We start from the raw sequence: 26,698 nt of genomic DNA, 5'->3' as shown, positions 1-26,698 counted from the left end.
GGTGAGGCTGCCGACCGTGCCGGGGCAACGACACGCAGCGCCGGCCCCACGATCGAGCCTGGCGGAGCGCTGCCGGCTCATCGCCGACTCGCGCGCCTTCGACGTGGTGATCGTCGTGGTCATCATGCTCAACGGGGTGGTGCTCGGCTTCGAGACCTACCGCGACGTCGGCGCGGCACACCCCGTCCTGCGCTGGTTGGAGTGGTTCTTCCGGCTCGTCTTCGTCGTGGAGATCGCGATCCGGGTGCTGGCCTTCGGTCGCCGGCCGCAGGACTTCTTCCGGCACGGCTGGAACGTCTTCGACTTCCTGGTCATCGCCAGCATCTTCATTCCGGGCCTGCACGGTGACTCGGGGGTGCTGCGGTTCCTGCGGGTCGCCCGGGTGCTGCGGCTGGTGCGGTTCTCACCCGGGCTGCGCACCATCGTGGCGGCGCTGTGGCGGAGCCTTCCCGGTGTCGCGGGGTTCCTCGCCCTGGCCGCGGTCACCCTCTACGTGTACGGCATGGCCGGCTGGCTGATCCTTGGGGAGCGATATCCGGAGCAGTACGGCGACATCGGCCGCTCGCTGCTGACCCTGTTCGTGCTGCTGTCGCTGGAGACGCTGCCGGATCTGCTCCAGCAGGGCATGGCGGTGTCGCCGTGGACCCTCGTCTACTACGTCAGCTATGTGCTGATCACGGTGAACCTGCTGCTCAACATCCTGATCGCGGTCATCGTCAACTCCATGGAGGAGGCCCGCCGGCTGGAGATGACCGAGCGGCTGTCCCCGGACTACGACGAGGACGGCGACGGTATCCCCGACGAGCTCGACCGGATCGCGCTCACCCAGCGGCTGGACGACCTGCGCGCGGTCATCGGCGAGCTCGAACGGGAGCTGCGCATCGACCGCGAGGACGGGCAGCACCGACCGCGCCAGCACCGCGAGCGCGCGGGCTGACCGCCACAAGCAGCACCGGACCGGTCGCGCCGGCAGATCAACACCGGCGCGACCGGTCGTCCGGTCAGGACAGCTGCAGCCGGGGTTCCAGGATCACCTCGAAGAGCCGGTCCCACGGCAGCTCGACGCGCGCCGACTCGAAGCGCGTCAGCGTCGCCGTGAACGTCCTGGCGCCCCGCCGGCCCAGCACGACGCGGTGCCCGGCGAAGTGGTCAGCGAAGTACCGCTCGGTCAGCGGCACGAGCCGCTCACGCACCCAGCCGTCGAAGTAGCTCTTCTGCTCGGGCGTGAGCGCGAGCGGGTCCCAGCCCTGCGCCCGCGCGTGCGCGTACGCCTCGACCTGCACGATGTTCTTCCACGGGTCGTCCTTGACGAACCGGTAGAGCAGGTATTCGGCGTGCGCCTGGCCGGGCCCGCGCAGCTCGGGCACGCCGAAACCGCTGCCCGAGGAGCGCAGGTACGCCCAGCGGGCGGTGCCGTGCCCGAGCGCCAGGCCGAGCGCGTTGCCGCCGGTGTTCCACCCCGAGTAGGACAGCAGCGCCGCGAGATCGATGCCGCTCTCCATCCGCGCCACCAGGTCGTGGTCGGCCTTGTTGACGATGAGCGGGTCCACCACGATGACCGGGGTGCCGGCGGCCAGCAGCTCACCGATCCGCCCGACGAAGGCGTCCAGGTCGGCGGCCCGCTGGGCGGGCGCCGCCGAGGGGGTGTTCACGGCGAGCACGATGTCCGCCTCGCCGCTGACGACCCGGCCGCCCACGGCGGCCACGTGCCGGCGGATGTTCTCCGCGAACGGGATGCCCTCCAGTTGGGCGGTCCAGTTCTCGCCGGAGACGCCGGCGTACTCCAGCCGGTAGGTGGGGGTCGTGCCGGCCGCGATCACACGGGCGACCAGCAGCGCGTCGACCTCGTCGGCGCCGGGGAAGATCTCCACCCGGTCGCCGACGCCGAGGCGGGCGACGAGCGCCTCCAGTTCCACCCGCTCGGCCCGGGCCAGACCGACCGGCGCGGTGTCGTCCTCGGAGAGCACGAGGTGGCTGATCGTGCCGTCGGCGACCCACTCGACCATGAGCCGGTTGACCTGGTGGTTGCGGGCCCGCGCGGCGAGGTAGTCCTCGACGACCTGGTCCGGGATCTGCGCCCGGACGGCGTCGAGCTGGGCCCGCAGCTCATCCTGCCCGAGGTTGACCACCTGGTCGTAGAGCTTCGCCCAGCTGACCAGCGCGTCGCGGTACCTGTCCAGCTCGGTGCCGGTGCTCGTGACGGCGAGGCGCTGGATGGTGTCGTGCACCTCGATCACCGCGTCCGGCCGGGTCGCGCGCAGGTTCCGGATGGCGGCCAGGTTGTCCAGGGCGGCGGCCAGGGTCGGTGCGGCGGTACGGGAGGCGATCAGGCCGCCGTAGGCGAGCATGCTCACCGAGATCACGTACCCGTCGGCGTCGCCGGTGCCGCCCAGCCAGCGGGCGATGGCGGCCCCGTCGCCGGGGGTGAAGAAGCGGCCCAGCAGCTCCTGCGGCGGCAGCCGCACCTGCGCGCCGGCGCTCGCCGCGGTCATCTGCGGGGCGTACGTGTTGACCGGCCGGTCGTCCAACGGCACGAGTGCCACGGTCAGCTGCCGCCTGCCGGGCCCGGCGAGGGCGGGCCGGCCGATGGCCACGGTGGTCAGCCCGGCCACGCCGGTGGCCAGGAGGGTCCGTCTTCTCATCTGCACTCCCTGTTATCTGGGCGCGCTCGCCGCGCGGGGGGTGGCCGGCACGAGCCGGCGGGTGATCCACAGCGGTGAGGTGACGGCGTTGCCCATCACCACCGCGTGCGCACCCGCCTCGAAGGCCCGGCCGATCTGTTCCGTGGTGCGGTACCGCCCTTCGGCGATCACCGGCACGGACAGCTGTGCGACGAGTCGCGCCACGAGCCCGAGGTCGGGCCCGTCAGTCGGTGGGCTGGCCGGGGTGTAGCCGGACAGCGTGGTGGCGACCGCGTCGGCGCCGGCCGCGACGGCGGCGACGCCCTCCGCCGCGGTGGAGACGTCGGCCAGGATCAGCGCGTCGGTCCGTTCGCGGATCAGGCGGACCGTGTCGGCGAAGGTGCGTCCGTCGGGTCGGGGCCGGTCGGTGGCGTCGATCGCGATGATGTCCGCGCCGGCCAGCGCCACGTCGAGGGCGTGGGCCGCGGTCGGGGTGATGACGACGCCCTCGGTGCCGTGCTTGTAGAGCCCGATCACCGGCACGTCGACGACGGAGCGTACCGCGGCGACGTCGTCGGGTCCGTTGACCCGGACCGCCACCGCGCCGCCGCGCACCACCGCGGCGGCCACCCGGGCCTGCACGTACGGGTCGCGCATCGGGTCGCCGGGGTCGTCGGGCAGCGGCTGGCAGGACACCACCAGCCCGCCGGCCAGGTCGTCGAGCACGTTCACCCGTCGGTCCTTTCGCTGTCGGGGTCGTCCATGGCCAGTCGGGCGGCGCCGACCACGACGGCGTCGGCGCCCAGCGTGGCGGGCCGCAGCGGGACGCCGGCCCAGCCCGCGGGCACCTCGGCCGCGTAGGCGGCCGACGCGGCGGGCAGCAGGCCGGCGCCCGCTCCGCCCGCCACGAGGACGGCGTCCGGGTCGAGCAGGGCCACCAGTCCCGCCAGGGCCGCGCCGAGGGCGGCGCCGGCCCGGTCGACGACCCGCCGGGCGACCCCGTCGCCGGCCGCCGCGCGGTCCGCCACGGTCCGTCCGGTGACGCGGGTGCCGGTCTCGATGGCGTACGCGGCGGCCAGCCCGCTGCCCGAGGCGATCGCTTCCAGGTGCCCGTGCCGGCCGCACCCGCACCGCAGCCGTTCGGCGCCGGGGGCCGGCAGGTGCCCGACCTCGCCGGCGGCGCCGCGGGCACCGGTCTCGACGCGGCCGTGCCGGATCACGGCCCCGCCCAGCCCGGTGCCGACGGCCACCAGCAGCACGTGCGCGTGGCCCCGTGCGGCGCCGGCCCAGCATTCGCCGAGTGCCGCGGCGGTCACGTCGTTGGTGACCCGCACGGGTCGGCCCAGCCGGGCGGCCAGCGCGGCGGCGACCGGGGTGCCGGTCCAGCCGGGCAGGCTGTCGGTGGCGTACCGGATGCCGCCCGTCGTGGGATCGACCGTGCCGGCCGTGCCCACCCCCACCGGACCGGTGGTCGCGCCGAGCAGGTCGGCGGCCAGCCGGGCGGCGGCGTCCAGCACGGCCTCGGGCCCGGACCGGGCGGGGGTGGGCGCCTCGCGGCGCTCCCGCACCTGCCCGCCCGGGTCGACCAGCGCGGCCGCCGTCTTCGTGCCGCCGATGTCGATGCCGACGATCGGTGTCGTCATCCCTTGAGACCGGTGTGCGCGAGACCCTCGACGAACTGCTTCTGCGCGATGACGAAGACCACCAGGACGGGCAGCGCGGTCATCGACGCCGCCGCCAACTGGACGTCCCACATGGGGCCGCCGTAGGCGTCGACGAACTGGGTGAGCGCCTGAGGCAGGGTGAACTTCTCCGGGGAGGAGAGGAACACGATCGGCTCCAGGTAGAGGTTCCAGCTGTGCAGGAAGGTGAAGATGGCCACCGCGCCCAGCGCGGGCCGCGACAGCGGCAGGGCGATCCGCCAGAAGGTGGCGAACCGGCCCAGCCCGTCGACGCGGGCTGCCTCCTCCAGTTCACCGGGGAGGCTGATGAAGAACTGCCGCATGATGAACGTCGCCAGCACGCTGGGCGCGCCGAAGATCGGCACGAGGATCAGCGGCCAGTGGGTGTTGACCAGGCCGAGCTTGAAGAACATCTGGAACAGCGGAACGATCGTCACCTCGCTGGGGATGAGCAGGCCCGCGAGGACGACCAGGAACAGCACGTTCTGGCCGCGGAACCGGATGCGCGCGAAGGCGTATCCGGCCAGCGCCGACACGGCCAGGGTGCCGACCGTGACGAGCAGCGCGATGTAGAGGCTGTTCAGGTACTGCTGCCCGAACGGCTGCAACTCGAACACCCGCCGGTACGCGTCGAGCCGCGGGTTGGTCGGCAGCAGGTCCGGCGGGAAGGCGAAGATGTCCGCCACCGGCTTCAGCGACGAGGTGACCATCCACCAGGTCGGGAAGACGAACGGGATCGCCAGGACCAGCAGCACCCCGTAGAGCACCAGCTTGGTCCGCCGCGACAGGTCACGACTCATGGAAGACCCACCTCTTGCGCATCTGCCACTGCAGCACGGTGAGCGCGAGCACGATGGCGAAGAGCACGATCGACAGCGTGGCGCCGTAGCCGAAGTGATGGAACTGGAAGGCCTGCTGGTACAGGTAGTAGACGAGCACCGTCGTCGACGTGCCCGGCCCGCCCTGCGTGAGCACCGCGATCTGCGCGAAGACCTGCAACGACCCGACCACCGTGATGATCGAGGTGAGCAGGATCGTCGGGCTGATGAGCGGCACGGTGATCCGCCAGAACTGGCGCAGCCGGCTGGCCCCGTCCACCTCGGCGGCCTCGTACAGGTCCGCGGGCACGCCTTGGAGGGCGGCCAGGAACAGCACCATGTTCAGGCCGACGTTCTTGAACACCTGCACGACGATGACCGACAGCATCGCGGTGCCCTCGCCGCGCAGCCAGTTCGGCCCGTCGACGCCGACGGTGTCGAGCAGGCTGTTCAACCCGCCGTTGTCCTGCAGCAGGAAGCCCCACACGATGGTCCAGGCCACCAGCGACACCACGACGGGCGAGAAGAACAGCGTGCGGAACAGGATGGTGCCCCGCAGTTTCTGGTTGAGCAGGACGGCCAGCAGCAATGCCAGGCCGAGGTTGAACACCACGAGGCCGACCGAGAACAGCCCGGTGGCGCGCAGCACCGCGCCGAGGTTCGGGTCGTCGACGAGCGCCTGGTAGTTGTCGGTGCCCACGAAGTCGAACGTCCCGGCGAGCACGTTCCACTCGTGCAGGCTGTACCAGACCACGAGGATCAGCGGCAGGATCACGAAGACGACGCTGCCGAGCAGTTGCGGGGTGATGAACAGGTAACCGGCAAGGTGGTCCCGGCGGCGGGTCGTCCAGAACGGCCGGGCCGGGCCCGGGGCAGGCCCGGCGGTCGCCGGGCCCACCCTGGTGTCCGTCTGGGTCATGATCGTTGACCTCTACTTCGCCAGCAGCGGCTGGATCTTGGCGCAGACGCCGTCGAGCACGGCCTTGACATCCGCGTTCGGCTGCCACAGCGGGTCCAGCCCGGCGCGAACCTGCTGGCTCAGCTCGGCCTGGCCCGCGTGGCTGGGCTTGACCACGCCGTTGGTGATGCCGTCGATGACGACCTTCTGCAGCTGCTCCGGCTTGAGCTTCGGGTTCGTCTTGGCGAGCGTCTCGGCGGTCAGCTGGGACTGCCGGGGCGGCGGGAAGAACTGGGCGAGCTTCGCCGAGTTCGTGGGGTTGGTGAAGAAGGCCAGGAAGTCGGCCGCCTGCTTCGCGTACGGGCTCTTCTTCATCACCCCGAGGCCGGCCTGGCCGACCACCGCGTAGTTCCCCTTCGGCCCGGCCGGCAGCGGCACCAGGTCCCACCCGAAGCCACCGTCCTTCAGCAGCGAGGCGCGGGAGATCTGGGTGATCGTCATGGCCGAGTCACCGGCGAAGAAGTCGGCCGTCGTGCCCGGGCCGGGCAGCGCCTTCTGGGTGAAGGTGGCCTTGTGCAGCGTGGTCATGGCGTCGACCATCTCCGGGCTGTTGAAGCCGCAGGTCTTCCCGTCCTCGCTCCACGCCTGGGCGCCCCACCCGGTCCAGAAGGTGGACAGGTTGTCCCAGCCCTTGTAGTCGAAGTCCCGGATGACCAGGCCGGCCTTGCCGGACTTCGCCCCCGCCGCGGCGGCGGTGGCCAGGGCGTTGTCCCAGGTCCACTGCCCGGCCGCGATCAGCTCGGCCGGGGTCTTCTGCCCGGCCTTCTTGACCATGTCGGTGTTGACGAAGACACCGAACGGCGAGGTCGAGAAGGGGTACCCGTAGAGCTTCCCGTCGTTCTGCCAGAGCTTGAGCGTGGCGGGGGAGAGGTCCTCGTACTGGTAGCCCTCGGCCTTCTTGAGCGTGTCGTCCAGCGGCGCCAGCGCGCCCGAGGCGACGAAGTCCGGGGCGGAGTTCTCGAACACCCACGCGAGATCCGGCGCGTTGCCGCCGGCGATCTGGGTGGTCAGGGTGGTGGTGTAGTTGTCGAACGGCAGCGGGTCGAACGTGATCTCCGCGACGTCCGGGTGGCTCTTGCGGTACTCGTCGGCGATCTCGTTGAACAGCTTCAGGTGCGCCTCGTTGGCCGACCAGACGGTCATCCGCAGCTTCGCCGGGCCGCTGTCGGCGGACTCGCCACCGCCGCCGCAGGCGGTCAGGGCGAGCGCACCGGCCAGCGCCACGGCGATGCCGCGCAGGGCCTTTCCTGCTCTCACAATCTTCTCCTCACCGGGGGTGTGTGTTCAGTAGCCCGCGATCCGCGGCCAGCGCTGTTCCACGCCGGCCGCGGTGAGGCGGTCCTGGAAGTCGGCCAGCAGACGGGGGGTGTTGCGGACCGCACGCGGGGACTCGCCCCGCGCCAGACAGAAGTCGGCGAGCAGGCCGGCGACCTCGCCGATGTTCCACTCGACCGGGTGCAGCCGGTAGCTGCCGTTGGTGACGTGGGTGGTGCCGATGTTCTTGCCGGCCGGCAGCAGGTTCTCCATCCGCCGCGGGATCAGCGCGCCGAGCGGGATCTCGAACGGGCAGGAGCCGACGTCGATGTAGTTGTCGCCGCCGGTCGACGGGTGCAGGTCGATCCGGTACATGCCGACGCCCACCGCGTCCGGGTAGCTGACCGCGCCGTGGTCGCCCCGGACCGCCAGGGACAGGTCCTGCTCGGCGACGGTGTACTCGGCGCGGATCCGGCGGGACTCCCGGATGTACGGGGCCTGGGCCAGGCCGTCGGCGCTGCCGGTCACGTCGCCGCGCAGCCGCAGGCCGGGGAAGCCGGTGCCGCCGTCCGGCCGGGGCGCCTCGGTCTGCAGCCAGTAGAGCACCGAGTACGACAGCTCGCGGGCCTTGGTCAGGTGCCACGACGCGTTCGGCACGTCGATGACCGGGCCCTCGAAGTAGTCGATCATCGGCCAGTTGACCAGCGTGATGTCGCTGCCGTACGTGCCGTCGACGAAGTTGCGGCGGGCGGCGATCCGCCGGAACGTCCACAGGTTGCCGTCACCGGGGTTGACGCGCTGGTCGGCGTTGACGCTCAGCGGGTCGTCGTCCGGGTTCGGGGTGAAGCTGCGCTCGACGATCTCCAGCGTGCGCGGGTGCGGCGACTTCCAGGACAGCAGCCGGTCACCCCAGAAGTCGGGCTTGTAGTCCCGCCAGAAGTCGTACCCCGCGGGCCGGTCGATGGTGTGGTCGCCGTCGACGTGGTCGATGGCGAAGCAGACCGACACCGCCTGCATGTTCATCGGCTGGGCCTCGGCCGGGGCGCTGGGCTCGCCGGTCTCCGCCCGCGACTCGAACCCGGTGACGTACTCGGTGCCGGTCAGCGGCAGCAGCTCGCCGGTCTCGGTGGCGTCCAGGATGTACGGCGCGACCACGTCGATCCGCTCGTCCCGGTCGCGGTGCGCCAGCGTCACGCCGGTCACCCGGTCACCGTCGGTCTCCGCGGCGACCGGCCGGTACGGCTGCAGCACCCGCAGCCGGCCCGAACCCCGGTACGGGGCGAGCATCTGCTCGATGACGGCGACGGCCACCCGCGGCTCGTGACAGAGCCGGCTCACCCAGCCGGCACCGGGGTTGAGGTCGGTCCAGGCCCGCGACCGTTCGGTCAGCGGGTAGTGGCGACGGTAGAAGTCGCGGATGCCGTTGCGCAGCGCCCGGTAGCTGGCGGTGGCGCCGAACTGCTCGATCCAGGAGTGTTCGTCCGGTGGGACGGCCTGGCTGGTGAGCTGCCCGCCGAGCCAGTCGAACTCCTCGGTCAGGATGACGGACCGGCCGGTCCGAGCCGCGGCGAGCGCCGCGGCGACACCGCCCAGTCCGCCCCCGACGACGAGGACGTCCGCACGCATGAGTACCACTTGCTTCCTTCCAGTTGCGCGGCCGACCGGTCAGCGCCGATCGACCGCCGGATCAGGGGTGCCGAGGGTGCTGCCCTCGACGAGTTCGCAGGGGAGAAGTCGCTGCTGGAGGCCGCCCGCGCTGCCGTCGATGACGCCGGTCAGCACCTCGACCGACTGCCGGCCCATCTCCTCGCGGGGGATGCGGAACCCGGTGAACACGATGTCGGTGGGGACGGGCACGGTCGGGTCGCCGAGGGTCACGATCGACAGGTCGCCGGGCACGGTCAGGCCGCGCCGCCGGGCGGCCGCCGCCAGGGCCACCGCCGTGGCGAAGTCCTCCACGAAGGCCGCCGTGCTGCCGTCGGCCAGCAGGTCGTCGAGGGTCGCGTCGGCGGCCCCGGGCGCCGTCGACACCTGGCGGGCGCTCTCCGCGGTGGTCGCGGCGGCGTCGAAGCCCTGGCGGCGGTCCTGCGAGGACTCGGCGGTCATGCCCATGCCCACGTACGTGAGGCGGCGGTGGCCGTGCCGCAGCGCGGCCTCCACGAGCCGGGAGACCGCCGAGGCGTAGTCCGCGCCGACGTAGGGGACCGGGCCGCCGGCGTCGTTGCGGCGCCCGACGGCGACGTACGGGTACCCGTCGCCGTTGAGCCGCTGCAGCTCCGCGCCGTCGATCTCGCGCCCGAGCAGGATGCACCCGTCGGCCAGCCGCAGCCGGTTGTCCTGGTGGAAGATGCGCCGCCGCCCGTCCACGACCGGCGCGCTGGTGAACAGCAGCAGGTCGCAGCCGACCCGCTCGGCGTACTCCTCGATGCCGAGCAGGAACGGGTGGAAGAAGTCCCGGCTGCCGCTGGGGAAGGCGGGCTCGTACGTGAAGACGCCGATGATCCGGTTGAACCGCGAGGCGAGGCGGCGGGCCACGGGGTCGGCGGCGTAGCCGGTCTCGGCGATGACCCGCAACACCCGGTCCCGGGTCTCCGGGGCGATGCGCACCTCGGCGTCGGTGCGGTTGTTGAGCACCAGCGACACGGTCGCCTGACTGACACCGGCCATCCGCGCGATGTCACGCTGGGTGACACGTCTGAGGGGAGCAGTCACGTCGGGTCCTTCCGGTGCGGCTAATGCGTATTAGCGCTCGGCGTTGGGAAGGAGCCTGGCCGGTGGACCGGCGTGTGTCAAGAGATGGCCGCGAGATTTCGGCGCGATGAACCCGCAGGAGTAATGCGCATTAGCGGCCGGGCCGCCGCCGGAGTGGCCGGGTGACCCGGACCGATCGGCGCGGCGCTGGATCACCTCTTGACAGAAGCGCGGCGGAGCGAGCAACATTCGAGACACATAGATGCTAATACGTATTAGCGCGGCGACGCCACGGCGCGTCCGCCGATCGATGTCCCCTGTGGTCTCACTGAGAGTCATCCCGCGCTGCTCGCGAACCGTCACCCGAACGCACCGACAGAAGAGGAAGCCGCATGACGAAGCCACTCGTCCCGTCCTCCCGGCGCGCCGCCCTGGCCACGGCCGGCGCCGGCCTGCTCGTCGCCGCCCTGGCCGGCGCCGCACCGGCCGCCGCGGATCCGGGCCTCGACTTCCCGCAGTTCACCTACCAGGGCACCGCGTTCGACAAGAGCACCCTCGCCTACAACCCGACGAACGAGTTCATCTTCCCGAGCGTCATCCGGGCCGCCGACTACTTCGCCCACCCGCTCGGCGCCTACTACCTGTACTACGCGCCGCACGAGCGTCCCGGCGGGATCGCCCTCGCGTACGCCGACTCGATCGACGGCCCGTGGACCGAGTACACCGCCAACCCCCTGATCAGCAACACGTGGCTGCCGCACTACTCCACGGTCAGCCACATCTCCTCGCCGCACGCCGTGTGGATCGAGGGGGAGCGCAAGCTCTTCCTCTACTTCCACGGCGAGAACTCGATCACCCGGTACGCGACCTCCGACGACGGCATCCACTTCGACTACGGCGGCACCGCGGTGAGCCGGAACGAGACGACCGGCGGCGAGACCTCGTACGCCCGGGTGTTCGAGCAGTCCGTGCCCCGCCTGGGCACCCGGTACCTGATGCTGTTCATGGACAACCCGACCGCGGCGCTGCCCGGACCGACCGGGCCCGTGTCGCGGCGGATCCGCTGGGCCGTCTCCAACGACGCGCGCACCTGGACCATGCAGCCCGACCCGATCGTGACCCCGCAGGGCGACGAGGGCCCGAACGCCTCGGGACCGTTCTTCCTGCGCTGGAACGACCGCAACCTGGTGATCTACCACGCCGCCGACGGCAACATGCACGCCGTGGACGTCGGGGAGGACTTCGAGCAGGAGGTCCACCTCGGCGTCGTGCACGACTCGATGACCGCCGCGCCCGACCTCGGCCGCTCGGCCGCGCCGACGTTCTACTTCGACGGGCGGACCGCGCACATGTACTACGAGGCCGGCGGCCGGCTCACCGCGACCATCGGGCACGCCACGGCCACCCTGGCGAACCCGCTGCCGGTGCGGCCGCTCGACTGCGCCGTGGACCGGCCGGTCCTGTGGCCGCCGAACCACAAGCTGGTCGACGTCGACGTGAGCGTGGACCTGCGCGACGGTGTGCTCGGCCCGAACGCGTTCACCCTGACCGGCGTCACCGGCGGTGACGCCGCCGACGTCAGCGGCTTCGCCGTCGGCACGCCGGACACGACCGGGAAGCTGCGGGCCGAACGCGCCGGGAACGGCGGCGACCGGGTGTACCACCTCACGTACGCCGGGCACGACGAGATCGGACGGCCGGTCGGCTGCACCGTCACCGTCACGGTCCCGCACGACCGGGGCGGCAACTAGTCGCGTCCGGGTCGGCCGGCATCCATCGGTGCCGGCCGGCCCGGCGAGGCGACGCCGACTAGCCGGGCGGTAGCAGGTCGTCGAGCGGCACGTCGGGGTCGGCGAGCCGGTCGAGGTCGACCGGGTCGGCCGAGGTGACGAGCCGCCGGATCGACGGGACGACGTCCCACACGTTGACGTTCATGCCGGCGAGCACCCGCCCGCCGGCGGTCCAGAAGGCGATGAACTCGCGCTTGGCGACGTCGCCCCGGACGACGACCCGGTCGAACGCCCCGGGCGGGGCGTGCCCGGCGTACTCCATGCCCAGGTCGTACTGGTCGGTGTAGAAGTAGGGCAGGTCGTCGTAGCTGACCGCCTGCCCCAGCATGGCGCGCGCCGCCGCGGGGCCGCCGTGCAGGGCGTTGGCCCAGTGCTCGACGCGCAGGCGCCGGCGCAGCACCGGGTGGTAGGCGTTGGCGACGTCACCGGCGGCGTGGACGTCCGGGTCGGCGGTGCGCAGGGACGCGTCGACGTGGATGCCGTTCTCGACGGCGAGGCCGGCCGCGGTCGCCAGCTCGGTGTTCGGCCGCACGCCCACGGCGACCACCACGGCGTCGGCGGGCAGTTCGGTGCCGTCGGCCAGCAGCACCGAGGAGACGCGACCGGTGCCGCGGATCTCGCGGACCTCGGCGTCGAAGTGGAAGGTGACGCCGTGGTCCCGGTGCAGGTTGGCGAACACCCGGGCGATCTCGTCGCCGAGCACCCGGCGCAACGGCAGCGCCGCGGTCTCGACGACGTCGACGGTGGCGCCGCGCTGCCGGGCGGCGGCGGCGACCTCCAGGCCGATCCACCCGGCCCCGACGATCACGAGGTGCGCGCCGTCGACCAGGGCCGCGGCGATCCGGCGGCTGTCGGCGAGGGTACGCAGCCGCAGCACGCCGTCCAGGTCGGTGCCGGGCGCCGCGAGGTCGCGGGGCGTGGCGCCGGTGGCCAGCAGCAGCTTGTCGTACCGGAGGAGCTGGCCGTCGGCGAGCCGCACCTCCCGGGCGGCGCGGTCGACGGCGACGGCGCGCGCGGCGGTGCGCAGGTCGACGTCGTGCTCGGGGTACCACCCGGCGTCGTGCACGAACACGCTGTCCGGCTCGGCGCCGCCGGTCAGCAGCCCCTTGGACAGCGGCGGCCGCTCGTACGGTCGCTCGGGCTCGTCGCCGATCACGACGACGCCGCCGTCGAAGCCCTCCTCCCGCAGCGTCTGCGCGGCCCGCGCGCCGGCGAGCCCGGCGCCCACGATCACGAACGTGCCGGTTGTCGACATCGGTCCAGCTCCTTTCGGGGTACGCGATTCAGCGGGGGCCGATCCCGGTCAGGGTGAAGAACTCGGCGCGCGAGCGGTGGTCGTCGCGCAGGGTCCCCAGCAGGGTGGAGGTGATGGTGCTGCTGCCGACGGCCCGGACGCCGCGCAGCGTCATGCAGAGGTGTTCGGCTTCGATGACCACGCCGACCCCGCGCGGGCGCAGGTGGCTGGTCAGCCAGTCGGCGATCTGTTTGGTGAGGCGCTCCTGGACCTGGGGGCCGTGGGCGAACAGTTCGACCACCCGGGCCAGCTTGGACAGTCCCAGGATGCGCTCGCCGGGCAGGTAGCCGACGTGCGCCACGCCGACGAACGGCAGCAGGTGGTGTTCGCAGACCGACCGGATCGGGATGGCCCGGGCCAGCACCAGCTCGTCGTAGCCCTCGTCGTTGTCGAAGGTGGTCAGCTGGAACTCGCGCGGGGTGAGCAGTTCGGCGTAGGCCCGGGCCATGCGGCCGGGGGTGTCGGCGAGCCCGTCGGCGGAGAGGTCGACGCCGAGCGCGGTGAGGAACTCCGCCGCCGCCCGTTCGGCGGCGGCCGGGTCGCGGCGGGGACGCTCGTGCTGCACCCGCAGGGCGGTGACGCTCACCTCAGCGACCTCCCACACCGAGGGCCGCGAGCGCGGCCAGGACGAGCGTGGCGGCGGCGAACAGGCCGTGGCCCAGAACCACCGGCACGGGGAACCGGGACTCGGCGGTCCCGGACCGGCGGGCGGGGATCCAGCGGGCCAGCATCGTGAACCCGAGCAGCGCCACCGGCAGGAGCGCCCCGAACGCGACCCACGCGAGCACGTCGTTGTCGACGGCCAGGTGGGCGATCCACAGCACCAGGCCGATGACGGCCAGGGCGACGTGGCCGAACACCAGGCCCGGCGCCAGCCGGCTGCCGCTTCCCGGCCGGTGGCCGCCGTGGCCGATCCAGGTGCCGAGCATGACGAAGCCACCGGCGGCCGTGATCAGCCAGGTGACGAGTGCGGCGATGCCCATCAGGAGTTCTCCTTGTCTGCGCGGTGGTAGCCCCGCGCCTGGGTGGTCTCGTCGGCGACGCGGACGCCGTACCGGTAGGCCAGTTCGCCGCCGAGGTAACCGGCGACGCCCAGCCCGGCGAGGCTGATCGCCGAGAGCACGAGCGGTCCCGCGGGCACCGGACCCGGCGACCCGCCGGCCCGCAGGGCGAAGTTCACCGCGTACGCGCCGGTGACGGCGAGGTTGATCGCCATGTGCGCGAGCGCGGTGCGGTGCACGCGGGTGCGCGTGGGGATGGCGAACAGGTCCAGGAAGCCGGCGAGCGCGGCGGCGAGCGCGCCGAGGACGCCGAGGCCGATGAGCCACCGTGCGCCGTCGGCCAGGCCCGGCGACCCGGGTGCGAACCGGGTGGCGAGGTCGAGGGCGAAGCTGCCCACCCAGGCGCCGATCGGCACCGCGACCAGCGCCGGATGGAGTGGGTGGCCGTAGCGACCGGCCAGACTGGTCACCGGATGCTTGGCCTGATCCATGGGTCGCACGGGAACCCCCCAGGTGATTTTCACCAACGCTCATTGGTGATAGCGGTCATGCTGCCCCAGCGCGTCCGGAATTTCAATAGCCTTCGTTGGTGATAACCTCGGGGCTGTGAGCACGGGGGAGCGCTGGAACGCGATGGCCGCGCTCGTCGACCGGTCCCGACGGGCGCTCTACGACTACGTGTGCCGGGCCGATCACCCGGTCACCCGTGAGGAGGCCGCCGAGGCGCACGGCATGTCCCGCAACCTCACCGCGTTCCACCTCGACAAGCTCGTCGAGTCCGGGCTGCTGCGGACCCGCTACGAGACGCCCGCCGACCAGCCCCGGGGCCGAGGCCGCACGCCCAAGGTCTACGAGGCCGCCGGCGACGGCGTGGCGATCACCGTCCCCGAGCGGCGCTACGAGCTCATCGCCGAGATCCTCGCCGACGCGGTCGCCGACGACCCGCACGACGCCCCCGAGGCGGCACGGCGGCATGCCCGGCACCGCGGCCGGGACATCGGCGCACGGGTACGCGACGCCGGCGAGGACCTCGTCGCCGTGCTCGCCGGCCTCGGCTTCGAACCGGAGACGCTCGACGACCAGGTGCGGCTGCGCAACTGCCCGTTCCACGCCCTGGCCAGCCGGCAGACCGCCCTGGTGTGCGGGCTCAACCACGCCTTCCTCGCCGGCCTGGTCGACGGCGCCGGCCGCACCGACCTGCTGCCCCGGCTCGCGCCACGCCCCGGCGCCTGCTGCGTCCGGCTGGACGCCGTACCGGAGCAGTAACCGCACCTCAGAGAGGCGCCGTTCCCGGCGAGATGCGGACCTCGACCGAGCTGATGACCCACCGGACGTCGGACTCGCTGTCGATGGTGCCGGGGCACCGTCCTCATCGCGGTCTGCGACAGTGTCCGCACAGGGGAGCGCGTCATGGCACGAACACTGCGGCCCTCAGCCGCGCCGACCTCTTCGCTGGCGTCTGAGTACGACCCGAGTCTCGATCGGTGACGCCCTCACTCGCTCCGGCCGGCGTAGGCCTCGCGGGGAAGGCGGTACGCCAGGTCGGCGGCGGTATCGATCGCCTCGTCCTCCGACAAGCGGTGTTCCACGACGAGGCGGGCCAGGTAGCCCGCGTCGATGCGCCGGGCCAGGTCGTGCCGGGCCGGGATGGACAGGAACGCCCGGGTGTCGTCGACGAACCCGCTGGTGTTGTAGAAACCGGCGGTCTCGGTCACCGACTCGCGGAAGCGGCGCATTCCGTCGGGGCTGTCCAGGAACCACCAGGGGGCTCCGAGGCGCACGGCGGGATAGACGCCGGCGAGCGGAGCCAGTTCGCGGGAGTAGGTCGTCTCGTCGACCGTGAAGAGCACCACCCGGAAGCCCGGGTCGCGGCCGAAGGCGTTGAGCAGGGGTCGGAGAGTGCGGGTGAACTCGGCCGCGATGGGAATGTCGAAACCGCGGTCGGAGCCGAAGGCGGCGTGGATCTCGGGATCGTGATCGCGGAGCACCCCCGGGTGGATCTGCATGACCAATCTGTCGTCGCACGACATCCGGGCCATCTCAAAGAGCATGTGAGCCGCGAAGGCCTGGGCTGCCGCAGGGGTCACCGTGGCGTTGCACGCGTCGGTGTAGATCCGGCGGGCATCGCCCAGGGCGAGCGGTTCGGCGGCGGCGGTCACGTGTCCGTGGTCGGTGGCGCGGGCGCCGGCCGCTCTGAACGCCTCACGGCGAGCGCGCAGGGCCGCGAGGTAGCCGTCGTAGTCGCCGGTGTCCACCCCGGTGAGCGCCTGGAGCCGCGCGAGCCGGCCGGTCCAGCCGGCACTGTCGACATGGGTCAGGTCATCGGGCCGGAAGGTGGGCACCACCCGATCGCCGAGCCCCGCTTCGCGCAGCCGGGCGTGGTCGTCCAAGGGCGAGATGGCGGAGTCAGTGGTAGCCATCAACTCGATGTTGAAGGTGTCGAGCAGGGTGCGGGGGCGGAAGGCCGGCTCGGCCAGCCGGGAGTCGATGAGGTCGTAGAGTTCGTCGGCGGTGTCTGGCCCGGGGGTGATGTCGAGCTTGAGCACCTCGGCGATCTCATGTTCCAGCCAGTAGCGGCTGGGTGTGCCCCGGAACAGGTGCCAGTGGGCGCAGAAGAGCCGCCAGACAGCGCGGGGGTCGGTCTCGGCCGTCGTGCCGTCGAGACGGGGAACGCCGAGCTGGTCGAGCGTGACGCCCTGCGACACGAGCATCCGGGTCACGTAGTGGTCCGGTACGACCAGCAGGTGAGCAGGGTCGGAGAACCGCTGGTCGTCGGCAAGGACGGCCGCGTCCACGTGTCCGTGCATGCACAGCAGCGGCAGTTCCCGGGTGGAGTGGTAGATCCGGCGGGCGAGCGTCCGCCTGTCGCCTTCTGGCAGAGCACGGTCGGGGTGCAGACGCAGCTGTGCCACGCAACTTCTCCTCTGAGGTGTTGATGGAACTCGGCCTGCAAAGGATTGCATCGACGACTGTCTGCCACAAGGTACTGCCCCAGCGGAACCTGGAAACATTCATGCAACAGAGTATTGACAGAGTTCTGCAATCGGTTTCAGACTTCCGAGGTGCGGTTCAGGTGACCGAGGAGGTGGGACGTTGCGAGCGACGATCCGCGAGGTGGCGCGTGATGCCGGCGTTTCGCCGTCCACGGTGTCCCGGGCGCTGTCGATGCCCGACCTGGTCAACCCGGTGACTCGGGAACGGGTGCTGCGCGCGGCCCAGCGGCTGGGCTACGAGCCCAACCGGGCCGCACGAGGCCTGATCACCGGTCGGACCGGCAACGTCGGGCTGATCGTGCCGGACCTGGCGAACCCCTTCTTCCCCAGCCTGGTGAAGGGTGTGCAGGCCAAGGCCCGGGAGGCGGACTACGCGGTCCTCCTGGCCGACACGGATGAGGATCCGGCTGCGGAGAGGGATCTGCTCCGTGTCCTCGCCAAGCAGGTGGACGGGCTCATTCTCTGCTCCCCGCGAGGGCGTGAGGAAGACATCCGGGCGCTTGCCGCGACCACGACCCTGGTCATGGTCAACCGACGCGTCGGCAAATTGCCGTCCGTCGTGTTCGACAACGCCGACGGTATGCGGCAGGCTGTCGCGCACCTGCAGGCCCTCGGGCATCGCCGGGTGGGATGGGTGGGTGGGCCGCGCAGCTCCTGGTCCAACCGTGATCGGGTGCGGGCGCTGCAAACGGCGACCGCCGCGGCGGGCATGGAGCTTCTCGTGGCCGGCAATTTCCCGCCCCAGTTCGAGGGCGGGATCGCCGCAGCGGACCTCGTCATCGCCTCCGGCGTCACGTCGGTCATCGCCTACAACGACCTCATGGCGCTGGGCCTGCTGGATCGGCTCCGCAACCGCGGCATGGACGTACCGCGGGACATCAGCGTGATCGGCATCGACGACATTCAGATGTCGGCGATGTCATCGCCCACGCTCACCACTGTTTCGCTCACCAAGGAGCAGGCCGGCCGGGCCGCCGTCGACCTGCTGCTCGCACTGCTGGAGCAGCCTGACGGCGTGCGCAACGTCCGCCGGGAGCTCCCCACCCAGCTGCTGGTCCGCGGATCGACGGGGGTCGCGCGGACCGACTGATCATCCCGGTCGAAAGACCGTCCCCGTACCTCCGTCTTCGAAGATGATCGAGAGAGGGAACGTCTCATGGGCATTACCCGGCGGAGCGCCCTGATCGCCGCAGCCTCGTCCCTGCTAACCGCCACCGCAGCCTGCGGCGCGCCCGACAACTCCGGCGGAGCCGGCGGCGACACCAACGGCGAGGTTCCCGACAAGCCGAAGAAGGCCGTGGCGTTGAACGTCCTGGACGTCGCGGGAAACCTACAGCTGACGCAGGGCATGATTGACGACTTCGTCAAGGGAAACCCGGACGTCATCTCCCGGGTCACCTACTCGAAGTCGCCCGCCCCGGAGCTGGCCGGCAAGATCAAGGCGCAGCAGAACGCCAACCGGGTCGACATCGGCCTGGTGCTCACCGGCGTGGACGGGCTCGCGGCCGGCATCGACCAGGGTCTGTGGATGGACGTGCTCCCCAAGTTCGAGAGCCGGCTGTCCGGCATGAAGAACTATCTCGAGCCGGCCGCCGCCATGCAGAAGCTTGCCGGCAACGCGGGCGTGACCGTTACCTACTATCCGTCGGGCCCGCTGCTGGAGTACCTGCCGGCCACCGTGCCGAACCCGCCGACGAGCGCCGACCAGCTCCTCGCGTACGCGAAGGCCCATCGCGGCAAGGTCCAGTACGCCCGCCCGTCGAACTCCGGTCCCGGGCGGACCCTGCTGATGGGGTTGCCGTACGTCCTCGGCGACAAGGACCCGAAGGACCCGGTGAACGGGTGGGACAAGACCTGGGCCTTCCTCAAGGAGCTCAACCAGTACGTCGACTACTACCCTTCCGGCACCACCGAGACGATGAAGAACCTGGCCAACGGGTCCGTGCACCTGATCGCCTCGACGACCGGGTGGGACATCAACCCACGGGTCCTCGGCACCGTGCCGAAGGAGGCCAAGGTCACCTCACTGCAGGGGTTCCACTGGGTGACCGATGCGCACTACGCGGTGATCCCCAAGGGGGTGTCGACGGACACCCAGGCCGCGGTGCTCGCCCTGCTCGCGTCCATGCTGACCCCGCAGCAGCAGGCCAAGGCCTACGACGACGGCTACTTCTACCCGGGCCCGGCACTGCAGGGCGTCCAGCTGTCGGACGCGCCGCAGAAGAGCCAGGACGCCATCCGGGACTTCGGCCGGCCGGAGTACGAGTCGCTGATCGCGAACAACCCGAAGGAGGTGCCGCTGGACGCGAAGGCGCTGGTGGCGGCCTTCGACCGGTGGGACCGGGAGGTCGGCAGCGGGAAGGTCAAGCAGGGATGACCACCGGCACGAAGGCCTTCTCCGAGCTGCGACTCGAGGGCGTCTCGCGTCGATTCGGCGGCCATGACGCGCTACGTGACCTCGACCTGACGATCGAGGCGGGCGAGTTCGTCGCCCTCCTCGGTCCCTCGGGTTGCGGCAAGTCCACCGCGTTGAACTGTCTCGCCGGGCTGCTGCCCCTGACCGGGGGCAGCATCTGGCAGGACGAGCGGCGCATCGACACACTGCCGCCCGAGCGCCGCGGCTTCGGGATGGTGTTCCAGAACTACGCGCTCTTCCCGCACATGTCCGTACGGGCCAACGTCGCATTCGGACTCCGGATGCGGCGGCTGCCGAAGGACGAGATCCGCCGCCGTACGGAGGAGGCGATCCGCCTGGTACGGCTCGAGGAGCATGCCGGCAAGCTGCCCGGCCAGCTCTCCGGCGGGCAGCAGCAGCGGGTGGCCATCGCGCGGGCGGTCGTGCTGGAGCCGTCGCTGGTGCTGATGGACGAGCCGCTGAGCAACCTCGACGCCAAGCTGCGCCTGGAGATGCGCACCGAGATCCGCCGGCTGCACCAGTCGCTGGGGCTCACCACCGTCTACGTGACGCACGACCAGGAGGAGGCGCTCTCGCTGGCCGACCGCCTCGTCGTGCTGCGGGCCGGCCGGGTGCAACAGATCGGGCCACCCCAGGAGCTGCACACCCGCCCCGCCAACTGGCACGTCGCCGACTTCATGGGCTACCGCAACCTCTGGTCGATGCGGGTGCAGGCGGCGGTGGACGACACGGTGGCGGTGGAACGGGACGGCTTCCGGCTCGTCGGCGACCCGGTCGGTCCGGTGGCGCCGGGCAGCGAGGTGATCGCCGCGGTGCGCCCGGAGGATGTACGGGTCGATCAGGCCGGCGCGACGACCAACGCGGTGCCGGCGGAGATCGAGGTGGTGGAGTACCAGGGCCGGGAACTCGCGGCGGAGGCGGTGACCGCCACCGGCGTGCGGGTCCACCTGCGTACGGACCGCCGCGTCGCACCCGGTGACCGGGTCACGCTGAGCATGGACCCCCAGCGGCTGCTGGTCTTTCCCGGCGACTCGGCCCCCGCGGCCGGGCCCGCCGCAGGGGCGGCCCTACTCGAGGAACCAGGGCTGGTCGGATGACCGCCGCGACGTCCACCCCCGCGGCGGAGTCCGCCGGGCAGCCCGCGCGGGCCCACTGGCAGCACCGCCTCGCCGAACGGGGCGTCGACCGGCAACTGTGGCTGCTCACCCCGGCGCTGCTCTTCGTCGTGCTGCTCTTCCTCTACCCCTTCTTCTACGGGCTGGGCCTGTCGTTCCAGCCGACCGAGGGCAGGCCGTTCAGCGACTACGCGCGCTTCTTCAGCGACGCCTACCAGCGCGCGACGATCTGGACCACGCTCGGCCTGTCGCTGCCCGCCGCGCTGCTGAACGTGGTGGCGTCGGTGCCGATCGCCTACCGGATGCGGGGGAGGTTCCGCGGCAAGCGACTCGTCACGATCCTCCTGGTCGTACCCATCACGCTCGGGACCGTGCTCACCGCCCAGGGGCTGCTGAACTTCCTCGGCCCGACCGGGTGGTTCAACCGCGTGCTGACCGCGGTGCACCTCACCGACGAGCCGATCCGGCTCATCCACAACTACTGGGGCGTCTTCTTCTCCCTGATCATCACGGGGTTCCCCTTCGCGTTCCTGCTCGTGCTGTCGTACCTGTCCGGCATCGACCCGACGCTCGAGCGCGCCGCGGCGACCCTCGGCGCCGGCTGGTGGCAGCGGTTCCGCGTGGTCACCCTGCCGCTGCTGATGCCGGGGCTGGCCACCACGTTCTGCCTGACGTTCGTCCTCGCGTTCAGCGTGTTCCCGTCGGCGGTCCTGGTCGGCAACCCGGCCGGCGAGACCCGGGTCATCTCTATCGCCGCCTACCAGGCGGCCTACGAGCAGTACGACTACCCCTACGCGTCGGCGATCGCGATGATCATGGGACTGATCGAGCTGGTGGTCATCTCGGTGGTGTTGTTCGCCCGGACGCGCTTCTACACCGGGTCCACGGGAGGTAAGGGCTGATGGTCACCACCACCGCGGCAACCGGCGCCGGCGCGGCCGGCGCCCCGGACGTCCGCCCCCGGCGGCGCATCGTCGCCCGCCCCGCCGCCTGGTTCGTCTGGGGCGCGGTCATCTTCTTCTTCCTCAACCTGCTGGGCGTCGTCGGGTCGGTGCTGGTCAGCTCATTCGGCCAGCGCTGGTTCAACAGCTGGCTCCCGGACGGCTACACCAGCAAGTGGTACGGCGAGGCGTGGACCGAGTTCGCACTGTTCCAGGTGATCAAGGTGACCCTGGAGGTGTCCCTGCTCGTCGTGGGGCTGTCGCTGCTGATCGGCGTGCCGGCGGCGTACGTGCTCGCCCGCCGGAACTTCCCCGGCAAGCGGACCATCTACCTGGTCTTCCTGCTCCCGATCCTGATGCCGCCGATCACCTTCGGCATCCCGCTGGCGACCGTGCTCTACAAGTTCGGGCTCGCCGGCCACCTCTCCGGCGTCGTGTTGGCGAACCTCGTCCCTTCGGTGCCCTTCGTGATCCTCACCATGACGCCGTTCATCGAGCAGATCGACGCGCGGATCGAGAGCGCGGCCCGGATGTGCGGGGCGGGGCTGCGGTCGGTCTTCCTCCACGTGCTGGCGCCCCTGCTGCTGCCCGGGATGCTGGCCTCGGCGATCCTCGTCCTGGTGCGGACCGTCGGCATGTTCGAGCTGACCTTCCTCACCGCCGGTCCCGACTCCCAGACGCTCGTCGTCGCGCTCTACTACTCGATGTCCGCGGCGGGCATCCGCGCCCAGCAGTCGGTGGACGCGATGGCGGTCATGTACACGGCGATGATGGTGGTGCTGCTCGTCATCGCCCTTCGGTACGTCAACCCGACGCAGCTCGTCGCGCGGGTCAAGGAGGAACCGGAGCCGTGAGGATCACCGACGCCCGGGTCATCGTCACCTGCCCGGGACGCAACTTCGTCACGCTGAAGATCGTCACCGACGAGGGCGTCACCGGTGTCGGGGACGCCACCCTCAACGGTCGTGAACTGGCCGTCGCCTCGTACCTGCGTGACCACGTCGTACCGCTGCTGATCGGCCGGGACCCGGCCCGGATCGAGGACACCTGGCAGTACCTGTACCAGGGCGCGTACTGGCGACGCGGCCCGGTCACCATGAGCGCGATCGCGGCGGTGGACACCGCGCTGTGGGACATCAAGGGCAAGGTGGCCGGCCTGCCGGTCTACCAGTTGCTGGGCGGCCGCTCCCGCGAAGGCGTGACGGTCTACGGCCACGCCAACGGGGAGACGGTGGAAGAAGTGCTGGCCGAGGTGGCCCGGTTCGTCGACCACGGCTACCGCGCGGTGCGGGTGCAGTGCGGGGTGCCCGGGCTGGCCAGGACCTACGGCGTCAGCCGCGACAAGATGTTCTACGAGCCTGCCGACGCAGCGCTGCCCACCGAGGCGACCTGGTCCACCGAGCGGTACCTGGCGCATGTGCCGACCGTCTTCGCCCGGGTCCGCGACGAGTTCGGTCCCCACCTGCGACTCCTGCACGACGTGCACCACCGGCTGACGCCGATCGAGGCGGCACGGCTCGGGCGCAGCCTGGAACCGTACGCGCTGACCTGGATGGAGGACCCGGTCCCCGCAGACTTCCAGGAGGGGTTCCGGCTCATCCGCCAGCACACCACGACACCGGTGGCGGTGGGGGAGGTGTTCAACACGGTGTGGGACGCCGCCCAGCTCATCCGCGAGCAGTTGATCGACTACATCCGTACCACGGTGGTGCACGCGGGAGGCCTCACCCACCTGCGTCGCATCTTCGACTTCGCCGCCCTGCACCACGTGCGCAGCGGCTCGCACGGGGCCACCGACCTGTCTCCGGTGTGCATGGCCGCGGCCCTGCACCTCGATATCGCGATCCCGAACTTCGGTCTGCAGGAGTACATGCGGCACACCCAGCAGACCGACGAGGTCTTCCCGCACGGCTACCACTTCGAGGGCGGCTATCTGCACCCGGCGGAGGTGCCCGGCCTCGGCGTGGACATCGACGAGGAGGCGGCGGCCCGCTACCCGTACTCGCCCGCGTACCTGCCGGTCAACCGCCTGGAAGACGGCACGGTGCACCCGTGGTGAGAGCGCGAAGCGAGGTGATGGCATGAGCCTGGTGGTCCTGTACGAGAGCGACGACGTCGCGGTCGCGACGACGGCGATGAGAGCGGGGGAGCCGGTGGCGCTGGCGGGGGCGGCGGGCACGGCGCTGCGGAACGACGTGCCCGTCGGGCACAAGGTCGCCCTGCGTGACCTCCGCGCCGGGTCTCCGGTGCGCAAGTACGGCCAGGTGATCGGGCGGGCCCTGGTGGACGTCCGGGCGGGCGAACACGTGCATGTGCACAACCTCGGGATGCCGGAGGACGCCGCCGCCCGAGTGGCGGGCGGGCAGGTGCACGCGGTCCCGCCGCTCCCCGCCGACCTGCGCCGCACGTTCCAGGGCTACCGTCGCCCGGACGGCCGGGCCGCCACCCGCAACTACGTGGGCATCCTGACCACCGTCAACTGCTCGGCCACCGTCGCCCGCAAGATCGCCCGGATGACCGAGGACGACGCGGACGGGCTGGCGGGGGTCGACGGGGTCGTCGCGCTGACCCACGGCACGGGGTGCGGTATGGCCGCCCAGGGTGACGGGTGGGACCTGCTGCGCCGCACCCTCGCCGGCTACGCCCGGAACCCGAACATCGGCGGACTGGTCGTGGTGGGGCTCGGCTGCGAGGTGAACGCCGTAACCGGGCTGATGGCCGACCTCGGCCTCGCCGAGCACGTGCCGGTCTCGTCGTACACCATCCAGGAGCTGGGCGGCACCTCCGCCGCGGTAGCCCGCGGCACCGAGCTGGTCCGGGACATGATGCGCGACCTCGCCGGCACCACACGCACCGAGGTGGGGGTCGAGGAACTCGTGCTGGGCCTGCAGTGCGGCGGGTCCGACGGGTGGTCCGGACTCACCGCGAACCCTGCCCTCGGGGTGGCCTCCGACCTGCTGGTAGCGGCCGGCGCGACGTCCGTGCTCGGCGAGACGCCGGAGATCTACGGCGCCGAGCACCTGCTGGCCGCGCGGGCGAGCAGCCCGGAGACGGCCGAGGCGCTGATGGAGCGGATTCGGTGGTGGGAGGAGTACACCGGGCGGCAGGGCACCACGATGGACGCCAACCCGTCGCCGGGCAACAAGGACGGTGGCATCACCACCATCCTCGAGAAGTCGCTCGGCGCGGTCGCGAAGGCAGGACGGAGCCCGCTCGCCGCGGTGCGGCACTACGCGGAGCCCATCCCGCGGCCCGGGCTGGTCTTCATGGACACCCCCGGCTACGACCCGGTCTCGGTGACCGGGATGGTCGCCGGCGGGGCGAACATCATCTGCTTCACCACCGGGCGCGGCTCGGTCTTCGGCAGCCGCCCCGTCCCCACCGTGAAGCTCGGCACCAACGCCGAGCTGGCCAGCCGGATGGCCGGTGACATCGACCTGGACTGCTCACCGGTCGTCGAGCAGGGCGTCTCCGTCGACGAGATGGGCCGGCGGGTCTACGACCTGCTGCTGGACGTGGCATCGGGCCGCCGCAGCGCGAGCGAGGAGCTCGGCCTCGGCGGTGAGGAGATCGTCCCGTGGCAGTTGGGGGCCGTGCTGTGAGAGACGAGGCGAACCCGGCACCCCGGCTGCGTCTCGACACCCTGGACCGCCTCGGGCGGGGCGGCGCGTTCACCCGGCCGGCGGTGGACCCGCGCGCGCTGCGGGTCGGCGTCGTGCACCTCGGTATCGGGGCGTTCCACCGGGCGCACCAGGCGATCTTCACCGAGCTGGCCGCGGCGGCGGCGGGCCGCGACGACTGGGGCATCGCCGGGGTCACCCAGCGATCCGCGTCCGTACGCGATCAGCTGACACCGCAGGACGGTCTCTACACGGTGCTGGAGCGGGGCCGCGGCGAGGGGCCGCCGCGGGTCGTCGGCAGCGTCCGCGAGGTGCTCTTCGGGGCCGGCGACCCGGCGGCGGTCGTCGACCGGATCGCCGATCCCGCCGTACGCGTCGTTACGCTCACCGTGACCGAGAAGGGCTACCGCCGCGACGGGTGCGGCCGGCTGGACGTGTCGGACCCGGAGGTCTCCGCCGACCTCGCGGGGCGCCCGCCGCGGACCGTCGTCGGGCAGGTCGTCCGTGGGCTGCAGCGCCGGTCCGCCGGCGCCGCCGGACCGGTCACCGTGCTCTCCTGCGACAACCTGGTCGGCAACGGCGAGGTCCTGCGGGGGCTGGTGCACGACTTCCTGGACGCGTTGCCGGAGGCCGAGGCGGGTGGGCTCGCCGACTGGATCGCGGCGTCCGTGCGCTTTCCGTCCAGCATGGTCGACCGCATCGTGCCGGCGGCCACTGACGACGACCGCGCCGACGCCCGGGCGGTGCTGGGGCTGGAGGACCGGGGCGTCGTGGTGGCCGAGCCGTTCCGCCAGTGGGTGATCGAGGACGACTTCGCCGCGGAGCGGCCCGCCTGGGACCGCGCCGGCGCGGTGTTCACCAGCGACGTCGCCGCCTGGGAGTCGGTGAAGCTGCGCATGCTCAACGCCACGCATTCCCTGCTCGCATACCTGGGGGCCCTGCGCGGTCACGACACGATCGCGGCCGCGCTCGCCGACGACGAGCTCGCCGCCGCCGCCGAGGCGCTGATGGTCGAGGACGTGGCGCCGACCCTGCGCGTACCGGACGGCCTCGACCTGGCCGATTACCGGCACCAGGTGCTGGAGCGGTTCGCCAACCCGGCGCTGCGGCACCGGACCGTCCAGGTCGCCATGGACGGGTCGCAGAAGCTGCCGGTCCGGCTACTCGGCACGGTCCGCGACCGCCTGGCCGCCGGGGCGGTGCCGCGGCAGGCGGCGCTCGCCGTCGCGGCCTGGATGGCGTACGTGGGTGAAGGTCGGGACGTGCGCGGACGGGAGCTGCCGCTCGACGACCCGCTGGCGGACCGGCTACTGGCGGCTGGCGCCGCCGGCGCGGGCGATCCGGGGCGGCTGGTCGACTCGCTGCTCCGGGTCGAGGAGATCTTCGGCGTAGACCTTCCCGAGCACGACGGCTTCCGGGCGGCGCTGATCGAACACGTCGGGCGGCTCACTGGGAACCGGTGAGCCGCCGGACGGCTACCGGTGGCGCTACGACGTGCGGGTCA

General features: G+C 71.7%; 24 protein-coding genes. 11 read left to right on the top strand and 13 right to left on the bottom strand.

All coding sequences use genetic code 11. From position 1 onward, the window contains the following. Position 1: 1 nt before the first annotated feature. The gene (locus F8274_RS11405; RefSeq protein ID WP_151462267.1) at positions 2-937 is read left to right on the top strand and encodes an ion transporter; all 936 of its coding nucleotides are present in this window, start codon (positions 2-4) and stop codon (positions 935-937) included. A gap of 64 nt (positions 938-1,001) precedes the next feature. On the opposite strand, the gene F8274_RS11400 is transcribed toward F8274_RS11405, so the two are convergent. Genes F8274_RS11400 through F8274_RS11365 form a run of 8 tightly spaced genes read right to left on the bottom strand, consistent with a single transcriptional unit; the run spans position 1,002 to position 10,045 of the window. Further along, positions 1,002-2,642, bottom strand: a complete 1,641-nt coding sequence (locus tag F8274_RS11400; protein ID WP_151462266.1) for a DUF4127 family protein — start codon at positions 2,640-2,642, stop codon at positions 1,002-1,004. A gap of 12 nt (positions 2,643-2,654) precedes the next feature. Further along, positions 2,655-3,353, bottom strand: a complete 699-nt coding sequence (locus F8274_RS11395; RefSeq protein ID WP_151462265.1) for an N-acetylmannosamine-6-phosphate 2-epimerase — start codon at positions 3,351-3,353, stop codon at positions 2,655-2,657. Beyond that, positions 3,350-4,264: an ROK family protein gene (locus tag F8274_RS11390; RefSeq protein ID WP_151462264.1), complete on the bottom strand. Its 915-nt coding sequence runs from the start codon at positions 4,262-4,264 to the stop codon at positions 3,350-3,352. Before F8274_RS11390 ends, F8274_RS11395 begins: the two co-directional genes overlap by 4 nt. Continuing rightward, positions 4,261-5,103 carry a carbohydrate ABC transporter permease gene (locus F8274_RS11385; protein WP_151462263.1) on the bottom strand — a complete coding sequence of 281 codons (843 nt, stop codon included), beginning with the start codon at positions 5,101-5,103 and terminating at the stop codon, positions 4,261-4,263. The genes F8274_RS11390 and F8274_RS11385 overlap by 4 nt, the downstream gene beginning before the upstream one ends. Continuing rightward, the gene (locus tag F8274_RS11380; protein WP_151462262.1) at positions 5,093-6,040 is read right to left on the bottom strand and encodes a carbohydrate ABC transporter permease; all 948 of its coding nucleotides are present in this window, start codon (positions 6,038-6,040) and stop codon (positions 5,093-5,095) included. Before F8274_RS11380 ends, F8274_RS11385 begins: the two co-directional genes overlap by 11 nt. Before the next feature lie 12 nt (positions 6,041-6,052). Beyond that, positions 6,053-7,336 (bottom strand): ABC transporter substrate-binding protein, encoded by a 1,284-nt coding sequence (locus F8274_RS11375; protein ID WP_151462261.1) that lies wholly within the window; start codon positions 7,334-7,336, stop codon positions 6,053-6,055. Between the two features lie 27 nt (positions 7,337-7,363). Beyond that, complete coding sequence (locus F8274_RS11370; RefSeq protein WP_151462260.1) at positions 7,364-8,959, bottom strand: FAD-dependent oxidoreductase; 1,596 nt, start codon at positions 8,957-8,959, stop codon at positions 7,364-7,366. 39 nt (positions 8,960-8,998) lie between these two features. After that, complete coding sequence (locus F8274_RS11365) at positions 8,999-10,045, bottom strand: LacI family DNA-binding transcriptional regulator (protein ID WP_151462259.1); 1,047 nt, start codon at positions 10,043-10,045, stop codon at positions 8,999-9,001. 371 nt (positions 10,046-10,416) lie between these two features. Here F8274_RS11365 and F8274_RS11360 point away from each other — a divergent pair, with 371 nt between their 5' ends. Continuing rightward, complete coding sequence (locus F8274_RS11360; RefSeq protein ID WP_192579786.1) at positions 10,417-11,775, top strand: hypothetical protein; 1,359 nt, start codon at positions 10,417-10,419, stop codon at positions 11,773-11,775. A gap of 58 nt (positions 11,776-11,833) precedes the next feature. Here F8274_RS11360 and F8274_RS11355 read toward each other — a convergent pair whose 3' ends face one another. The 4 genes from F8274_RS11355 to F8274_RS11340 are packed head-to-tail and all read right to left on the bottom strand — an operon-like array spanning position 11,834 to position 14,600. After that, entirely contained in the window at positions 11,834-13,069 is a 1,236-nt protein-coding gene (locus F8274_RS11355; protein ID WP_151462258.1) for an NAD(P)/FAD-dependent oxidoreductase, read from the bottom strand. A gap of 28 nt (positions 13,070-13,097) precedes the next feature. Further along, positions 13,098-13,694, bottom strand: a complete 597-nt coding sequence (folE, locus tag F8274_RS11350) for a GTP cyclohydrolase I FolE (protein WP_151462257.1) — start codon at positions 13,692-13,694, stop codon at positions 13,098-13,100. A 1-nt stretch (position 13,695) separates the two neighbouring features. Then, a complete protein-coding gene (locus F8274_RS11345; protein ID WP_151462256.1) occupies positions 13,696-14,091 on the bottom strand; it encodes a hypothetical protein in 396 nt (131 codons plus the stop codon). Further along, positions 14,091-14,600: a DUF2231 domain-containing protein gene (locus F8274_RS11340; RefSeq protein ID WP_151462255.1), complete on the bottom strand. Its 510-nt coding sequence runs from the start codon at positions 14,598-14,600 to the stop codon at positions 14,091-14,093. Before F8274_RS11340 ends, F8274_RS11345 begins: the two co-directional genes overlap by 1 nt. A 115-nt stretch (positions 14,601-14,715) precedes the next feature. Here F8274_RS11340 and F8274_RS11335 point away from each other — a divergent pair, with 115 nt between their 5' ends. Next, positions 14,716-15,375: a metalloregulator ArsR/SmtB family transcription factor gene (locus F8274_RS11335; RefSeq protein ID WP_225853724.1), complete on the top strand. Its 660-nt coding sequence runs from the start codon at positions 14,716-14,718 to the stop codon at positions 15,373-15,375. A gap of 227 nt (positions 15,376-15,602) precedes the next feature. On the opposite strand, the gene uxaC is transcribed toward F8274_RS11335, so the two are convergent. Continuing rightward, positions 15,603-17,021 (bottom strand): glucuronate isomerase, encoded by a 1,419-nt coding sequence (uxaC, locus tag F8274_RS11330; RefSeq protein ID WP_225853723.1) that lies wholly within the window; start codon positions 17,019-17,021, stop codon positions 15,603-15,605. Between the two features lie 181 nt (positions 17,022-17,202). On the opposite strand from uxaC, the gene F8274_RS11325 reads away from it, so the two are divergent. The 8 genes from F8274_RS11325 (at position 17,203) to F8274_RS11290 (ending at position 26,657) form a co-directional block, all read left to right on the top strand. After that, positions 17,203-18,192, top strand: coding sequence for a LacI family DNA-binding transcriptional regulator (locus tag F8274_RS11325; RefSeq protein WP_151462254.1), 990 nt, complete (start codon positions 17,203-17,205; stop codon positions 18,190-18,192). A gap of 66 nt (positions 18,193-18,258) precedes the next feature. Next, positions 18,259-19,479: an extracellular solute-binding protein gene (locus tag F8274_RS11320; RefSeq protein ID WP_151462253.1), complete on the top strand. Its 1,221-nt coding sequence runs from the start codon at positions 18,259-18,261 to the stop codon at positions 19,477-19,479. Beyond that, entirely contained in the window at positions 19,476-20,615 is a 1,140-nt protein-coding gene (locus tag F8274_RS11315; RefSeq protein ID WP_151462252.1) for an ABC transporter ATP-binding protein, read from the top strand. Before F8274_RS11320 ends, F8274_RS11315 begins: the two co-directional genes overlap by 4 nt. Next, positions 20,612-21,535 (top strand): ABC transporter permease, encoded by a 924-nt coding sequence (locus F8274_RS11310; protein WP_151462251.1) that lies wholly within the window; start codon positions 20,612-20,614, stop codon positions 21,533-21,535. Before F8274_RS11315 ends, F8274_RS11310 begins: the two co-directional genes overlap by 4 nt. Further along, positions 21,535-22,428, top strand: a complete 894-nt coding sequence (locus F8274_RS11305) for an ABC transporter permease (protein ID WP_151462250.1) — start codon at positions 21,535-21,537, stop codon at positions 22,426-22,428. Before F8274_RS11310 ends, F8274_RS11305 begins: the two co-directional genes overlap by 1 nt. Next, positions 22,425-23,633: a D-mannonate dehydratase ManD gene (gene manD, locus F8274_RS11300; protein WP_151462249.1), complete on the top strand. Its 1,209-nt coding sequence runs from the start codon at positions 22,425-22,427 to the stop codon at positions 23,631-23,633. The genes F8274_RS11305 and manD overlap by 4 nt, the downstream gene beginning before the upstream one ends. Before the next feature lie 22 nt (positions 23,634-23,655). Further along, positions 23,656-25,176: a UxaA family hydrolase gene (locus F8274_RS11295; protein WP_151462248.1), complete on the top strand. Its 1,521-nt coding sequence runs from the start codon at positions 23,656-23,658 to the stop codon at positions 25,174-25,176. Beyond that, positions 25,173-26,657 (top strand): mannitol dehydrogenase family protein, encoded by a 1,485-nt coding sequence (locus F8274_RS11290; RefSeq protein ID WP_225853722.1) that lies wholly within the window; start codon positions 25,173-25,175, stop codon positions 26,655-26,657. Before F8274_RS11295 ends, F8274_RS11290 begins: the two co-directional genes overlap by 4 nt. The last annotated feature ends 41 nt before the right edge of the window (positions 26,658-26,698 follow it).

The sequence above is a fragment of the Micromonospora sp. AMSO31t genome (assembly GCF_008868175.1).
Classification (GTDB): domain Bacteria; phylum Actinomycetota; class Actinomycetes; order Mycobacteriales; family Micromonosporaceae; genus Micromonospora.
The sequence above is the reverse complement of the archived record's forward strand: the minus strand, read 5'-3'. Positions and strand labels throughout refer to the sequence as shown.